The following is a 14,358-nucleotide window of genomic DNA, read 5'->3' on the forward strand; positions in this document are numbered from 1 at the left end:
ACAAACGAGCATCAATACCGATATAAAATGCTTAAACAAAAAGGCGCTGAACTTAATAAGTTCAGCGCCTTTTTAGTGTTATTAGAAGGCAAAGCGTTGGAGATAAAGAGACGACAAAATTAAATCAGTTCTGTTTAAAATAGCGTTATCTTAAAAGAATATTACCCTACTTCATTTCCCCATAACGCTCTAAGTACAGGACTGTCGCAGCTGTACGAGAAGGGACTTGCAGCTTTTTAAGTAAGCTTTTCATATGTACCTTGACTGTCGATTCAGAAATAAACAGATGGTCGGCGATTTGCTTGTTACGGTAACCTTTTGCGACTTCTTGAAGGATCTGCATTTCTCGGTCTGTTAGTTGGTCGAAAATATCATTGCGGCTGTCAGTATCATTTAAATAACGAGCAACCACACTGCTGTAAGCTTTATCACCGCTATGTGCTTGCTTCAGTAACTCGATAAGTTCATCAGGTTCACTGTCTTTCAACAAGTAGCCATCAGCACCCGCTTTTACAATCGCTTCGATGTCTGCCGGGCTATCTGAAACCGTTAGAATAACGATGTTAGCGCTTGAACCATCAGTACGAAGTGCCTTCAGCGTATCCAGACCAGACATGCCTTTCATATTAAGATCCAAAAGGATCAAATCAGGTTCTTCCTCGTGAGCCAAAGCAACAGCCTCAGTGCCATTGCGTGCTTCTGCAATCACTTCGAATTCATCTTCAAAGCTCAGTAATTGGCTTATACCTCTGCGCATCAATGGATGATCGTCAACCAACATTACTTTACAAATCGTCAAATTTCGCTCCCTTCAAACTTTTATATTTCAATGTGACGGTACAACCTTCACCTTGAGCGGCTTCAATCGTTAAGTCACCGTTCAACCTTACTGCACGCTCCTGCATAATACTCATTCCATAATGATCAATCTTTGAACTATTGGAATCAAAACCAGTACCATCGTCTTTAATTACGATGCATACATCGCCAGACTCATCAATACAGCGTACATCTATCAACTGTGCATTGGCATGTTTTATTGCGTTGACTGTCGCTTCACGAATCAATTGAAGCAAGTGAACCTGACTGTGCGCATCAAGCTCAATCGATGACAGATTATTGGTCAGGTTAATTTTCGCTTCTGTCCTTTCGCTAAACTCCTCAAGCATCGCACTCAAAGCTTCACCAAAGTCGCCCTCTTTTATCGATAACCTAAACGTGGTCAGTAGCTCTCTCAATTGAGTATAGGCATCGTTTAAGCCTTTACTAAGTTCGGAAGCAATTTGCTCAGACTGCTCTCTATGCTGGTGTTCTGGTAGCTTGCTAATAACACGCTTCAATAGCGTGACTTGGATTTTCAAATAAGACAACGACTGAGCTAAGGAATCGTGGAGTTCACGTGCGATCGTCGCTCTTTCTTCCATAATAATCAGTTGTTCGGCATTTTTTTGCGCTCGATTGTAGTGTATAGCTCGTGACAACAGTTGAATAAAACTCTCAATAAGAGCCTTGGTCGAGTGACTCTGATCATAGGAGCAATAGAGGTATCCGAGTATGAGATCATTATCACCTAACTTCATTTCAAACTTTTCATAGCGATGATTCGCATCATACCCCTCATCCATAATCAATGAGCGATCTGAATTGTCTACAACCTCTAGCCGGATGGACTCGATTCCCTCAAGGCTAAGTAAATGACGTAAGATAGATCGAAAGTTATCTGGGGCAATGCGAGTTACCGTTAGCTCTTGAGATGAGTAATAGAGTGCCTGTAATGATTGGTTCGCATTCTGCAGTTCCGCGGTCTTGCTATTGACAGCCTCTTCTAGATTTCGATAAAGGACCCCCAAATCTTTAGCCATCGAGTTAAACATTTTCGTCAAAATACCTAACTCGTTACTGTTGCTCACCTCTAACTGAACACCAAAGTCACGATTCTTGATTCGTTGACTTGCTCCCACTAAGGCATGCAAAGGTTTAACCACTTGTTTACGTACAAAATGAACAACAAAAAGAGATATGAGGAGAATTCCACCTAAGCCAATACCACCAGCCCACGCCAACTTTATTAACTTATCTTCAGAAAACTTTTGTAATTTAAAGACGWAATGATCGATTTCGGTAACGAATTTTTCAACCAAAACAAGATAGTGCTTTCTGTCTTGACTGCTCAAAACTTGCTTCAATTCGTGCCAACGACCGATGAGCAAATAATAGTCTTGAGTTATGTCAGAGGGTACATTCCAACTGACCAACTTGGCCATTGATGGGGAGTAAAGAGACCTTTCGAACTCTTGAATATGAGAGTTGAAGTCTGTTGATTCTATCTGAATATCATGGGCTAAACGGTAGCTCTGCATACGCATTGAACCTGCCACGTTAACAGCCTCTGCATCTTTCAAACTCGAAGCCAGCGTAAAAACGGCAAAGCCCGTCGTCGCAACTGACAACAGCAATATAAAGAGCAACGATTTTGCTATTGTGCTCGTCACAGATGAAACCGGTCTTATAAGCAAAATAGTCTTCCTAGTGATAAATAAATAGCCAACTAATTTATATATTGTCACATATCAATATTCATAGCTCCATTCAATATGTGACCAGACACTCCATAATTTCTTGATCTAAGACAACGCACACCTTCAATTACCCCTTAAGAGGTATTTATACAATCATTTCAAAAACTACACTATTTATGAGAGTAAATGACAAAATATGAACAGAATCGCAAGCTRTAATTACAACATTTATTTAACATGCGGAATTTTGAGTGGTAGACCTAACAAAGCGACGCCTTTTTTCTAAACAGAAAGTTGATTCGAGCCAAATACGTTTGCCTTGGATAAACAACTCGAACAGCTTTACCGATGACTGTACTCGTTGCGGTAAATGTATTACGAGCTGTGAAAACGCGATTATTGTGGTTGGCGATGGTGGGTTCCCTACTGTCGATTTTTCTATTGATGAATGCACCTTCTGTTATCAATGTGCTGACGTTTGTCCTGAACCTATTTTTAAGCCAAAGCAAGAAGTCCCTTGGCAAGCAAAAGCGCAAATATCTGATAAGTGTTTAGCGCAACAAAATGTTGAATGCCGAAGTTGTGGCGACATGTGTGAACCGATGGCCATTCAATTTCAATTGAGAGTTGGCAGTGTTGCCTTACCTGAGGTCACGTTAGATGCGTGTAACGGCTGTGGCGCCTGTGTCGCGGTTTGTCCTACCGCCTCTATTCATGTGAGTTGTACATAAAACGAAAATTACGAGAGCCATTTATGTCGCGAAATGAAGTGCATATATCAAGTTTAGTTGTACACGTGAGCCCAGAGCACCTAACCGAGATTAAAGCTGAAATTGAGAAATTTGATAACGCTGAAATCTATGGAGACAGTCCTGAAGGCAAAATTATCGTGGTCTTAGAGACCGAGAATCAAGATTTTGTAACAGAGACCATTGAAGCAATAAATAATATTAAGAACGTTTTAGGGACAGCTTTGGTTTATCACCAAATCGAAACGGAACCCCATGAAACGGACTTAGCCATTGAAAACAACAATTCTCAAGTTGAGGGTGAAGTATGAAAATGACAAGACGTGCGTTTGTGAAAGCAAACGCAGCAGCATCAGCGGCTGCCGTTGCAGGTGTCACATTACCGGCAAGCGCAACCAACCTGATTGCAAGCTCTGATCAAACAAAAATCACGTGGGATAAAGCGCCTTGTCGTTTTTGTGGTACTGGCTGTTCGGTACTTGTTGGCACTCAAAACGGCAAAGTGGTTGCCACTCAAGGCGACCCTGAAGCGCCGGTAAACAAAGGTCTTAACTGTATAAAAGGCTACTTCCTTTCAAAAATCATGTACGGCAAAGATCGTCTTGAGACGCCGCTTCTGCGCATGAAAGATGGCGAATTCCACAAGGACGGTGATTTCGCACCGGTTTCTTGGGACAAAGCGTTCGACGTAATGGCAGAGAAATGGAAAGCTGCGCTGAAGAAGAATGGTCCAACGGGTGTGGGGATGTTCGGTTCAGGTCAGTGGACGGTAATGGAAGGGTATGCTGCGGTTAAGATGATGAAAGCGGGTTTCCGCTCAAACAACATCGATCCAAACGCTCGTCACTGTATGGCTTCTGCGGTAGGCGCATTCATGCGTACTTTCGGTATTGATGAGCCAATGGGTTGTTACGATGACTTTGAACACGCAGACGCATTCGTACTGTGGGGTTCAAACATGGCAGAAATGCACCCTGTTCTTTGGACTCGTATTACAGACCGTCGTCTAAGCCACCCACACGTTAAAGTAAACGTACTGTCTACTTACTACCACCGTTCTTTTGAGCTTGCTGACACGGGTTACATTTTCCAACCTCAATCTGATCTCGCGATTGCAAACTTCATTGCTAACTACATCATTCAAAACGATGCGATTAACTGGGACTTCGTCAACAAGCACACGAACTTCAAGCAAGCGACCACAGACATTGGTTACGGGCTTCGTGACGATGATCCACTACAAAAAGCTGCAGCGAACCCTAACTCAGGCAAAATGACTGATATTAGCTTCGAAGACTACAAAGCGTCTGTGGCGGAATACACGGTAGAGAAAGCCTCTAAAATGTCAGGAGTCTCTCAAGATGACCTGATTAAACTCGCCAAGCAATATGCCGATCCAAACATCAAAGTGATGTCACTTTGGACCATGGGTATGAATCAACATACTCGTGGCGTTTGGATGAACAGCCTTGTATACAACATCCACCTGCTAACGGGCAAAATTTCAACGCCAGGTAACAGCCCATTCTCACTCACTGGCCAACCATCAGCGTGTGGTACGGCCCGTGAAGTTGGTACCTTCTCCCACCGTCTACCGGCAGATATGGTGGTTGCTAACCCTAAACACCGTAAGATTGCGGAAGGTATCTGGAAGCTTCCAGAAGGCACTATCCCACCTAAGCCAGGGGCTCATGCTGTGGCTCAAGACCGTATGCTAAAAGACGGTAAGATCAACGCTTACTGGGTAATGTGTAATAACAACATGCAAGCGGGTCCAAACATCAATACTGAGCGTCTACCTGGTTACCGTAACCCGGATAACTTCATTGTATGTTCTGACCCATACCCAACAGCAACTGCTCAAGCGGCTGACCTTGTTCTTCCTACAGCGATGTGGATCGAAAAAGAAGGGGCTTATGGTAATGCAGAGCGTCGTACACAAGCCTGGTATCAACAAGTTAAGACTGTAGGTGAAGCGAAGTCTGATCTATGGCAAATCATGGAGTTCTCAAAACGCTTCACTGTTGAAGAAGTTTGGGGCGAAGAACTTTTAGCAAAAGCACCTGAGCATCGTGGCAAAACCATGTATGACGTACTTTACAAAAACGGTAACGTTGATGCATTCCCCTTGTCTGAAGCCCAAGAGCTTAACGACGATGCACAAGCTCAAGGCTTCTATGTCCAAAAAGGTCTATTCGAAGAATATGCGTCCTTTGGTCGTGGCCACGGTCACGATTTAGCCCCATACGATCGCTACCACCAAGTACGCGGTCTACGTTGGCCCGTTGTTGACGGTAAAGAAACACTTTGGCGCTTTAAAGAAGGTTCAGATCCATACGCTAAAAAAGGCTCAGACTGGGACTTCTACGGTAAACCAGATGGTAAAGCACTGATCATTAATGCTCCTTACGAAGCGCCACCCGAAGTACCAAGCGATGAATACGATATGTGGCTATGTACCGGGCGTGTTCTTGAGCACTGGCACACAGGAACAATGACTCGTCGCGTACCGGAACTTTACAAAGCCGTCCCGGATGCACTGTGTTATATCCATCCCGCCGACGCTAAAGCTCGAGGCCTTCGCCGTGGTGATGAAGTTCTTATCGAAAACAAACGCGGTGAAGTTCGCGTTCGCGTTGAAACTCGTGGCCGTAACCGCCCACCACAAGGGTTAGTGTTCGTACCATTCTTTGATGCAAGAATTCTGATCAATAAGTTGATCTTGGATGCAACGGATCCTCTGTCTAAGCAGACGGATTTCAAGAAGTGTCCAGTTAAGATCACTAAGGTCGCTTAGAGCAATATGTTCTAACCCCTTAGCTCGTAGATCTAACTTATTTAATATTGCGACTACTTTTTTCGTCACTTTTTTAAAAAGTAGTCCACTCAAAGAATTTGCCTTTAGGCGGAGAAATTAACCATGAAAAAACTGATTATTGCCCTACTATCAGCTGGTCTTTTATTAGCGAGTGCCGCTCAAGCAGAGCTGGACAACCCAGGCGGCATTGGTGGTCTAGAATCTCTGCGTGGCGCAAGTGAACTAGAAGCAACACGCGCAGCCGATAACTTCAAAAAGTTCCCTCGTGACCAAGTACTTGATAGTGACTACGTCTACCAGCCCCCTTTGATACCTCATACGATTCGTAACTATGAAGTCTCTCTTAACGCTAACAAGTGTCTTTCTTGCCACAGCTGGAAAAACGCAAAAGAAATGGGGGCGACGAAAGTGAGCGTAACTCACTACATGAACCGTGAAGATGCGGTACTTGCAGACGTCTCACCTCGTCGTTACTTCTGTCTACAGTGTCACGTCCCTCAAGCTAATGCTAAACCATTAGTAGAGAATGAATTCAAACCTGTAGATTCACTGCGTTAATCGTAGCCAGAAGGTAAGAGAGGCTATATATGATAAAATTACTTAAAGCGTTTTGGAAAAGACTCGCGACACCCAGTAAAGCCGCGGTAGGCGTGGTGCTTTTCTTAGGATTCGCAGGCGGCCTTTTATTCTGGGGGGCATTTAACACCGGTATGCAAGCAACCAACACAGAAGAGTTCTGTTCTGGCTGTCACGCGCCTATTGTTGCCGAAATCCAAGAAACCATTCACTACTCTAACCGCTCTGGTGTCCGTGCTATCTGTTCAGATTGCCATGTACCTCACGAGTGGACAGACAAAATTGTTCGTAAGGTTCAGGCATCTAAAGAGTTATACGCCCACTATATTGCGAAAACCATCAATACTGAAGAGAAGTTCAAAGCACGTCGTGCTCACCTTGCTGAACGAGAGTGGAAACGTATGAAAGATAATGATTCACTTGAGTGTCGAAACTGTCACCAGTTCGATTACATGGACTTCTCAGAACAGAGCCCTCGTAGTGCGAAACAACACTCGACTGCGCTAGCTTCTGGTGACAAAACGTGCGTCGATTGTCACAAAGGTATCGCACATAAACTACCAGACATGCACGGTGTTGAAGGCTGGGAATAAGGAGCGATTGAATGAGTACTTTAGAAAGCATTATTTGGCACATCCTAGGTTACAGTGCGATGCCCGTAATCATTTTGGGTGGTTTCATCGGTGTTGCTGGCGTGTCCCTTTGGATATTATCTTTCGGTAAAGACAAAGAAATCAAATAGACATCCACAACTAAGTGAGCCGAAACCTATTCTCTTGATACTAGAAAGCCACTGAACTGAACTGACCCCCAATAGTTGGACACCAATTATTGGGGGGCTTTTTATGTCCAAATATAGCCGTGAGCTAAAATGGATCATTGTAGATACCAGATTCATTGCCTTACTCAGTAAACGTTTTACCCGTGTTTACATCGAGATAAATTTTATTTTCCAGCGATAACCCATCGCAATAAATAAAATATACATCACGGTTACGGTATTTCAGCGATTTTACCCACCCTCCTAACTCGTCAAAATCACTGGGGGCGCAATCACCTTCAGAGATCAGCTTAGCCACCGTATTTCGAAACATCTCTCGATGAGCCTTCAAGTCGTCGGATTTAACCAAGTACGAATCCAAGATTTCTTTATTTTCTTTTTCCGTGATAACCACTTCGTTTCTAGACAAGCCCGACATCGAAACCCATTTAGCCGTTTGCGGTTCCCCCTCGCGTAACACGATGTAATCTGAAATACGAACCCAATTCCCTTTTGTCTCAAGCACTGTCACCTTTTTACCTTTATAAAGGTAATCGGTTATCAGACCATCTTTTTTCGGCTCATTTAGCACTTTAAGTTTTCGGTCTGCCACGTAAAAGTCCTTGGGCTCTTGCTCTGCCTCTGGTTTAAGAGTCATGACAGGGTCCAGTTTAGATTCAGATTTTATTGCGGTTTCTGCAACCGGCGCTTTGTTTTTTTCTGGTGATATTGGCTCTTTTTTCATTACTAAGAAGTAATATGCAGCTCCACCACCGCCTCCCAATATTAACAACGCAAGTAACGCGATCAGCGCTTTTTTCATCAAATCTACCAACTTTCTGTTTTAGGTATTTGTCCAGTGTACATCAACTCATGCAGCCACTCATCTATACTCTCTACAACGAGCACTGTAAATGGAGGGAAATCATGCGTGTTTGGGCAACCGTTACAATGATAAGTCTCTCTTTAAATGCCACCGTCACACACGCAAGCCAATGCAACCATGACAATTGGCAAGCACTTTTAGAGCGCCAACTCTCTACTGAAAAGCACTACAATCAATACACTCTGGAATTCAATCAAGCTTTGTTTCGTTATCAATCACAAACACTCCTCTCCACACATTTCACAGAAAAGCAGATCATTGAACTTTGGGACAAATACAAAGATAGATTTAACGTACAGCTCAATAATCATATGAATACCGCTTATCTTACTGCTCAAGTACTGTTAAAACGAGCGGATGCTGTCTCTGCTAAACAGGAAGACGCTCAATCTCTAAAGCGTGCGTGGCAATCCCTCGCTAAACATTGTGAAGTATCAAGATTATTCCTCCAATATCAAAGTGCTTTGTTACACGTCCAAGGATCACAATCCCTAGTGAAAGATATCAACACACTCAGCGAAAAATTTCGTCAACTTTCATTAAGATACCGTAACGAAGCCACGATACTCGATGGCGTGCGTCAAGAAAAGCAACCAACTCAAGACGTATTGAACTAAAGCATCATCGACACCTCGGTATCTAGCTGACTATGTTCATCGCTAAACATTCCGATCAACCACCAATTAACGTTCTATCAATAATTTGTAAAAATATTGTTTCAATTACCAACAATCTCGCTCAGTTCCCGACCAACACCAACACTCAAGTGAGAGGCTTATCACAAAATAGATTTACAAAAGCCAGAAAATTGTTATCATGATTTTTCATATAACTTAATAACAAGAAACATTTTGGCTAGGTAATATGCAAAAAACTATGGCTTTCAACTGCTTGAGCAACACGGAAGGAACTGCAGAGGTAAGAGGTAAACTTTTATCTGTCGCGAAACACATGGAAGAATTCGGTTCCGTAAGTGAGCTCGAATTATGTAGGATTTTTGGAGAGACCATTTGGAATGATGGTGTGGATTATCATTCACATGCTTTTTCATTCAGAATTAATGCACAGACTGGAGATTGTTCAATCTCTCACTTTAAATATCACTAAATTTTTTGCCTATTATCTACGGAGTGTGCCTAACGAAGCGCTCCGTTATGGTTGAGGTATCACTTTACTCCCTTCATCGACGAACACTAAGGCGATTTATGACTTTGGTAAGGAATCGCGATAGATTAAGCCGACGTACCACCTTCTCAATATGATTTTATGGCTTAGGCTGCTCAGACTGTCCTATTGCTGTAAGTCTGTCTAAAATCTGCTTTTGATAAGTTCGCTTCTCCATTAAACTGTCCAACCTTTTTGCTCATCCAAGAGAACACCATGCAACGCGACTACACATTAACTTGCTTAACCACTATGCCTCGTGAAGAACTCGAAGAATTTAGTTTAAGAATGATCCATCGTCTTGTTCCTGAGGAAGCCATGACGGAACTATTTACGTTCGAGCAAGAAGAAGTGGCCAGTGAAGAGCGTATGCAATCAGCCAAATTCGATGCGATGTTACGCATGACGGCGATCGCATTGAGTGAAGTTAATCTTGCGTTTAGTGAGTCGGAAAACTCTCAACAAAATATCGAACGAATGACTCGCTTATTGCTTTGGCACTTCTATGCAATATCGTTCAACCTCGAGCAAGCCATTAGCCTTGAAGTTCACTGTAATAAAGTCGAGAAAATTTTGTTGCAAGCACCAACAGAAGCATTTGGCTGGGTAAAAGAGCTGACAGAGTTGCTTCATTTTTATGCCAAGATAAATGACAATAACGGATTGAGTGAAAGTAACCAATCCAAATAATTTTACTCTCTAAATGAGCAAGGAAAGCGAGACAAGACACCTATCCCTATACTCTCTCTGTTGTTCTGTCGCTTCGTTATATCGACGTTAAGAGAGGTATGTTCAATCGCCTAACTTTGCCACGTAAAAAGGCCTGATCCATATAGCGATCAGGCCTCTATTGTGCCGTTGTCAGCCAAGCAAGACAACCGAATTAAGTCTGTGATGTAAACCAACAGCACAGCATAAATTTAGAACATGTAATTTGCGTCAATAAGCTCACTGACTTCAACGCTAGACACTTCTGGGCGAGCTTCAAGCCATTGTGCAACTTGCAGTTGTTCTGCTTCTGTTACTGAACGGTAGCGCTCAATTGAGCATAAGAAACCTTCAAACAACTCAAGACCGCCACCACCAAAGCACAGACCGATGCTGTCGATGAAATCAATGAACTCATCAATAAACACATCGTATTGGTCAAAATCAGCAATCGAAGTTTTGCAGCTTACTTCAAAACCCAGAATCGCGAATTCACCTAGGTATAATTTTTTGCGTAGGCGGCGATTTTTGTTTTCGATTTTATCTAATTTCATAACTGTCTCTCTTTTCGTTTGATAAAGCATTTATACACAGTTCTACCCTAATCCCCAAGAGTTTTGTATTGCACGAGAGTGTTAATAGCAAAATTCGTGCTACAGAAACAAAACCTTAATCAAATCTATAAAAATCTGTCACTTAACTGCTTCACGATTAGTCACACATTGACCCAACTTATTAACTCATTAGTTAATAACCGAGTTGGTCATGAATAACGAATAATAAAGTCAGCCAATAGGAAGCAGTCAAGATGAGCAAGGAAACATTTGATAGCACTCGTTTTAACAAGAGTAACAACAAGCCCTTCGAAGAAGTTCTAGATGCGAACCTTTCAAGAAGAAATGTTCTCAAAGGCGGTTTAGGCATCAGTGCAATGACCGCATTTGGTGCTTTTGGTTTAGCAGGCCACAGCACAGCGCACGCGGCGACAGCATCATCTAGCGCACCGCAAAAAAGCACTGCTACGCTTGCATTCGAATCGGTTAAGGGCTCATTGACAGACAGTGTCGTTGTGCCAAAAGGCTATACAGCACAAGTATTGGTTCCTTGGGGCACGCCACTTAACAAACAAGGAAAGGCGTGGTTAGAAGACGGCACCAACAACGCACAAGATCAAGCTAACTCATTGGGCATGCACCACGACGGCATGCACTTCTTCCCGCTTAATGGCAACAGCAACGATGGTTTGTTGGTGATTAACCACGAATACATCGACCAAAAAGCACTGCACGCTAATGGTCCGACATACGATGAAGGTAACCGCCCTAGCCTTGATGAAGTTCGCAAAGAGATCAACGCGCATGGCGTCAGTGTGGTTCGTGTAAAACTTGAAGGCAACCAATGGGTGATGATCGATAACGATCCTCTGAACCGCCGCTACACGGGCGCGACCGTAATGGATCTCTCTGGTCCTGTTGCTCACAGTGAATTTACCAAAACCAAATTCTCACAAGACGGCAGCCAAGCTCGTGGTACGTTGAACAACTGTGGTAATGGCTACACGCCATGGGGCACTTACCTAACGTGTGAAGAAAACTGGCCGGGTTATTTCGTTAACAAAGGCGAGACAACGCCAGCGCAACAACGTATTGGTATCGCTACTGACAAAACACGTTACGGTTGGGATACGCTTTCAGGTAACAAACAAGAACGCTTAGACGAGTTTGCACGTTTTGACGTAACACCAACAGGCGAGTCAGCAATGGATGATTACCGTAACGAAGCACACGGTCACGGCTACATTGTTGAAATCGACCCATACACAGCAAACTCTCGCGCTAAAAAACGTTCTGCACTGGGTTGTTTCCGTCACGAAGGCTGTACGTTTGGTAAGTTGACCGAAGGCGAGCCGATTGTATTCTACTCTGGTCACGATTCTCGCTTTGAATACCTGTACAAATTCGTTTCTGAGGAGAAATGGGACCCACGTGACGCAGAGCCGAGTAATCGTCTAAGTGCCGGTGACAAGTACATGGACAAAGGCACACTGTATGTGGCTAAGTTCAACGATGACGGTTCAGGTACTTGGCTACCACTAACGTTGGGCAGTAAGACGACAAACGGCGGCAAGCTAGGTGATTCATTTGATTCTCAAGCAGCGCTTATCATCAATACAGCAGGCGCTGCCGACCTTGTTGGTGCAACGCCAATGGATCGCCCTGAATGGTGCTCTGTTGACCCAATGACAGGTACGGCTTACCTAACGCTGACGAATAACAACAAGCGTAAAGAAGCGAACTCTGCGAACCCTCGCGTAGACAACAAGTTCGGTCATGTTATCCGTTGGGATGAAGGCAAGACGGCAGGCGAGTTCGATTGGGATATCTTCGTATTTGGCTCACCAGCAGTGGAAGACTCGTCTATTAACCGTTCTGGTCTAACAGACATGAACCAATTCGCGAGCCCTGACGGCTTAGCGTTTGATGCTCGTGGCATTTTGTGGATTCAGACAGATAACGGCGCAGACGAAGTCACTGGCTACACCAATGACCAAATGCTGGCAGTGGTTCCATCTCAGCTAACGGATGACAACGGCAACAGCGCGGTGATTGATGCAAACAACCAAGCACAGCTTAAACGCTTCTTTGTGGGTCCAAACGGTTGTGAAGTAACTGGCTTTACTATTAGCCCAGATTTCAAGTCACTGTTTGTGAACATTCAACACCCTGCAAATTGGCCATCGTCTGAAGATGCAACGGCTCAGACTCAGGGCAACGTTCGTCCAAGAGCATCTACGGTTGTGATTCGTCGTGAAGACGGCGGTGAAATCGCGGTTTAATACGCAAATCTAGCTAAGCTCAGCAATCTTACTGTTATCTCGTTTCCGTTCGCTAGCTAAGTAAAATCAAAAAGAGCGATAAAGCCAAATGCCCTATCGCTCTTTTTATATTCTATGCATTCTTCGGTTTAAGTAAGAATCCGAATTTTCAAAACTCACCGTAATCCTAAGTAGTCATCATCCCAAGTACGCGTCATCCTCGAGAAGGAGGAACGACTGAATCGGGGATCTCTAACCGTTATCGCTGATCGCAATACCGTTAATCACAGTTAACTCACGAACAACCACACACCAACGCCCATCATCAATGTGCCAGCAATGCGGTTCATCAACTTGACGTTATCGGCTTTACCTAACATGTGTTTAAGGCTCTTACCACCCGTTGCATACAAGGTCATGCAGACAAATTCTGAAACCAGAATAATAGAAACGAGAATGAACAACTGCGGTGCTAAGTCTTTATTACTGTTAATGAAAGGAGGCAGTAACGAAATCATGAATGCCCACCCTTTCGGATTGGCGATTGCAGTGACGAAGCCTTGAACTACAAGATCCCAGTCGTTATTGATTTGAACCGCTTGATTGTCGGTACTGATTGCTAGCTTGCCTCTTGAGCGCCACATCTGAACGCCTAAGTAAAATAAGTATCCAGCACCAATAAATTTAAAGCCCGTAAATAACCACGGGTAATTAAGCATTATTGACGCGATCCCCAATACCGCGGCAACGGAAACCACTGCCACACCCGCAACTTCACCCACCATCATCCACAACGTACGCTTGTAGCCAATGCTCATTCCTAGCGTCAAAGCCAAGGTCATACACATACCGGGCGTGATTGACACAAAGAAAAACGTGGGAATAAAAGCCCAAAGTAGTGTGCTATCCATATTATTACCTTATCGACTTATTTTTATTTACTGGTTCTTACTTTTATTTGATGCTTCTTATTATTACGCGGGCTCGAAATGAAGCGAGGTGAAACAAAGTAGTGATGACAATAAACAACATTGCGATCAATACAAACAAAAAGAGCCACATAATGAACTGACCCCCAATAGTTGGACACCAATTATTGGGGGTCTTTTTATGTCCAAATATAGCCGAGAGCTAAAATGTATCATTGCTAAGCAATACTTAGATGGCACGTCATCTCTCTACTTAGCAAAACAATATTCAATTTCTTCAAGACAGATACGGTATTGGGCTCAAGTCTTTGCCATCCATGATACTGATTCATTTTTACCAACTAAGCATGCCGCGACTGCTCAAACAAAACGAAAAGCATTGAATTTAATGTGGACGAATGAATGGTCTCTCACGCACACTAGCGCAGTATTAA

General features: G+C 43.5%; 15 protein-coding genes and 1 pseudogene. 11 read left to right on the forward strand and 5 right to left on the reverse strand.

What is annotated here, in order from left to right:
• Positions 1-166 precede the first annotated feature (166 nt).
• Together L4B77_RS12895 and narQ are read right to left on the reverse strand one after the other, a co-directional pair.
• A complete protein-coding gene (locus L4B77_RS12895; protein WP_261840091.1) occupies positions 167-799 on the reverse strand; it encodes a response regulator in 633 nt (210 codons plus the stop codon).
• Positions 786-2,516 carry a nitrate/nitrite two-component system sensor histidine kinase NarQ gene (gene narQ / locus L4B77_RS12900; protein ID WP_429750880.1) on the reverse strand — a complete coding sequence of 577 codons (1,731 nt, stop codon included), beginning with the start codon at positions 2,514-2,516 and terminating at the stop codon, positions 786-788. The genes L4B77_RS12895 and narQ overlap by 14 nt, the downstream gene beginning before the upstream one ends.
• A gap of 254 nt (positions 2,517-2,770) precedes the next feature.
• On the opposite strand from narQ, the gene napF reads away from it, so the two are divergent.
• The 6 genes from napF to L4B77_RS12930 all read left to right on the forward strand — a co-directional run bounded on the left by napF (position 2,771) and on the right by L4B77_RS12930 (position 7,404).
• Positions 2,771-3,250, forward strand: a complete 480-nt coding sequence (napF, locus tag L4B77_RS12905) for a ferredoxin-type protein NapF (protein ID WP_261840093.1) — start codon at positions 2,771-2,773, stop codon at positions 3,248-3,250.
• 23 nt (positions 3,251-3,273) lie between these two features.
• Positions 3,274-3,579 carry a chaperone NapD gene (locus tag L4B77_RS12910; protein ID WP_429750883.1) on the forward strand — a complete coding sequence of 102 codons (306 nt, stop codon included), beginning with the start codon at positions 3,274-3,276 and terminating at the stop codon, positions 3,577-3,579.
• Positions 3,576-6,065, forward strand: a complete 2,490-nt coding sequence (gene napA, locus L4B77_RS12915) for a periplasmic nitrate reductase subunit alpha (protein WP_429750885.1) — start codon at positions 3,576-3,578, stop codon at positions 6,063-6,065. The genes L4B77_RS12910 and napA overlap by 4 nt, the downstream gene beginning before the upstream one ends.
• A 123-nt stretch (positions 6,066-6,188) precedes the next feature.
• The gene (locus L4B77_RS12920; protein ID WP_372040355.1) at positions 6,189-6,644 is read left to right on the forward strand and encodes a nitrate reductase cytochrome c-type subunit; all 456 of its coding nucleotides are present in this window, start codon (positions 6,189-6,191) and stop codon (positions 6,642-6,644) included.
• A 29-nt stretch (positions 6,645-6,673) separates the two neighbouring features.
• Positions 6,674-7,255, forward strand: coding sequence for a NapC/NirT family cytochrome c (locus L4B77_RS12925; RefSeq protein ID WP_261840097.1), 582 nt, complete (start codon positions 6,674-6,676; stop codon positions 7,253-7,255).
• A gap of 11 nt (positions 7,256-7,266) precedes the next feature.
• A complete protein-coding gene (locus L4B77_RS12930; RefSeq protein WP_429750888.1) occupies positions 7,267-7,404 on the forward strand; it encodes a TIGR02808 family protein in 138 nt (45 codons plus the stop codon).
• A 160-nt stretch (positions 7,405-7,564) separates the two neighbouring features.
• On the opposite strand, the gene L4B77_RS12935 is transcribed toward L4B77_RS12930, so the two are convergent.
• Positions 7,565-8,245: an SH3 domain-containing protein gene (locus L4B77_RS12935; protein ID WP_429750890.1), complete on the reverse strand. Its 681-nt coding sequence runs from the start codon at positions 8,243-8,245 to the stop codon at positions 7,565-7,567.
• Positions 8,246-8,349: 104 nt separating this feature from the next.
• Here L4B77_RS12935 and L4B77_RS12940 point away from each other — a divergent pair, with 104 nt between their 5' ends.
• The 3 genes from L4B77_RS12940 to L4B77_RS12950 all read left to right on the forward strand — a co-directional run bounded on the left by L4B77_RS12940 (position 8,350) and on the right by L4B77_RS12950 (position 10,162).
• Positions 8,350-8,925 carry a hypothetical protein gene (locus L4B77_RS12940; RefSeq protein ID WP_429750892.1) on the forward strand — a complete coding sequence of 192 codons (576 nt, stop codon included), beginning with the start codon at positions 8,350-8,352 and terminating at the stop codon, positions 8,923-8,925.
• Between the two features lie 247 nt (positions 8,926-9,172).
• On the forward strand, positions 9,173-9,415 hold the full coding sequence (locus L4B77_RS12945; RefSeq protein ID WP_261840100.1) for a hypothetical protein: 243 nt from the start codon (positions 9,173-9,175) through the stop codon (positions 9,413-9,415).
• 273 nt (positions 9,416-9,688) lie between these two features.
• On the forward strand, positions 9,689-10,162 hold the full coding sequence (locus tag L4B77_RS12950) for an exoribonuclease R (RefSeq protein WP_429750894.1): 474 nt from the start codon (positions 9,689-9,691) through the stop codon (positions 10,160-10,162).
• 230 nt (positions 10,163-10,392) lie between these two features.
• Here the strand turns inward: L4B77_RS12950 and L4B77_RS12955 are convergent, their stop codons facing one another.
• Complete coding sequence (locus L4B77_RS12955) at positions 10,393-10,734, reverse strand: YggL 50S ribosome-binding family protein (protein ID WP_429750896.1); 342 nt, start codon at positions 10,732-10,734, stop codon at positions 10,393-10,395.
• A 254-nt stretch (positions 10,735-10,988) separates the two neighbouring features.
• On the opposite strand from L4B77_RS12955, the gene L4B77_RS12960 reads away from it, so the two are divergent.
• A complete protein-coding gene (locus L4B77_RS12960; protein ID WP_429750898.1) occupies positions 10,989-13,016 on the forward strand; it encodes a PhoX family protein in 2,028 nt (675 codons plus the stop codon).
• A gap of 269 nt (positions 13,017-13,285) precedes the next feature.
• Here L4B77_RS12960 and L4B77_RS12965 read toward each other — a convergent pair whose 3' ends face one another.
• Complete coding sequence (locus L4B77_RS12965) at positions 13,286-13,906, reverse strand: LysE family translocator (protein ID WP_261840103.1); 621 nt, start codon at positions 13,904-13,906, stop codon at positions 13,286-13,288.
• Between the two features lie 199 nt (positions 13,907-14,105).
• Here L4B77_RS12965 and L4B77_RS12970 point away from each other — a divergent pair.
• Positions 14,106-14,358, forward strand: a pseudogene (locus L4B77_RS12970) (helix-turn-helix domain-containing protein); the annotation flags it as partial.

The organism is Vibrio minamisatsumaniensis (assembly GCF_050337445.1).
GTDB classification, from domain to species: domain Bacteria; phylum Pseudomonadota; class Gammaproteobacteria; order Enterobacterales; family Vibrionaceae; genus Vibrio; species Vibrio artabrorum.

Bases quoted from the DNA above. Each gene is read 5' to 3' on its own strand.
- L4B77_RS12910 (WP_429750883.1), top strand. From the start codon at position 3,274: ATGTCGCGAAATGAAGTGCATATATCAAGTTTAGTTGTACACGTGAGC.
- napA (WP_429750885.1), top strand. From the start codon at position 3,576: ATGAAAATGACAAGACGTGCGTTTGTGAAAGCAAACGCAGCAGCATCA.
- L4B77_RS12920 (WP_372040355.1), top strand. From the start codon at position 6,189: ATGAAAAAACTGATTATTGCCCTACTATCAGCTGGTCTTTTATTAGCG.
- L4B77_RS12925 (WP_261840097.1), top strand. From the start codon at position 6,674: ATGATAAAATTACTTAAAGCGTTTTGGAAAAGACTCGCGACACCCAGT.
- L4B77_RS12930 (WP_429750888.1), top strand. From the start codon at position 7,267: ATGAGTACTTTAGAAAGCATTATTTGGCACATCCTAGGTTACAGTGCG.
- L4B77_RS12935 (WP_429750890.1), bottom strand. From the start codon at position 8,245: ATGAAAAAAGCGCTGATCGCGTTACTTGCGTTGTTAATATTGGGAGGC.
- L4B77_RS12940 (WP_429750892.1), top strand. From the start codon at position 8,350: ATGCGTGTTTGGGCAACCGTTACAATGATAAGTCTCTCTTTAAATGCC.
- L4B77_RS12945 (WP_261840100.1), top strand. From the start codon at position 9,173: ATGCAAAAAACTATGGCTTTCAACTGCTTGAGCAACACGGAAGGAACT.
- L4B77_RS12950 (WP_429750894.1), top strand. From the start codon at position 9,689: ATGCAACGCGACTACACATTAACTTGCTTAACCACTATGCCTCGTGAA.
- L4B77_RS12955 (WP_429750896.1), bottom strand. From the start codon at position 10,734: ATGAAATTAGATAAAATCGAAAACAAAAATCGCCGCCTACGCAAAAAA.
- L4B77_RS12960 (WP_429750898.1), top strand. From the start codon at position 10,989: ATGAGCAAGGAAACATTTGATAGCACTCGTTTTAACAAGAGTAACAAC.
- L4B77_RS12965 (WP_261840103.1), bottom strand. From the start codon at position 13,906: ATGGATAGCACACTACTTTGGGCTTTTATTCCCACGTTTTTCTTTGTG.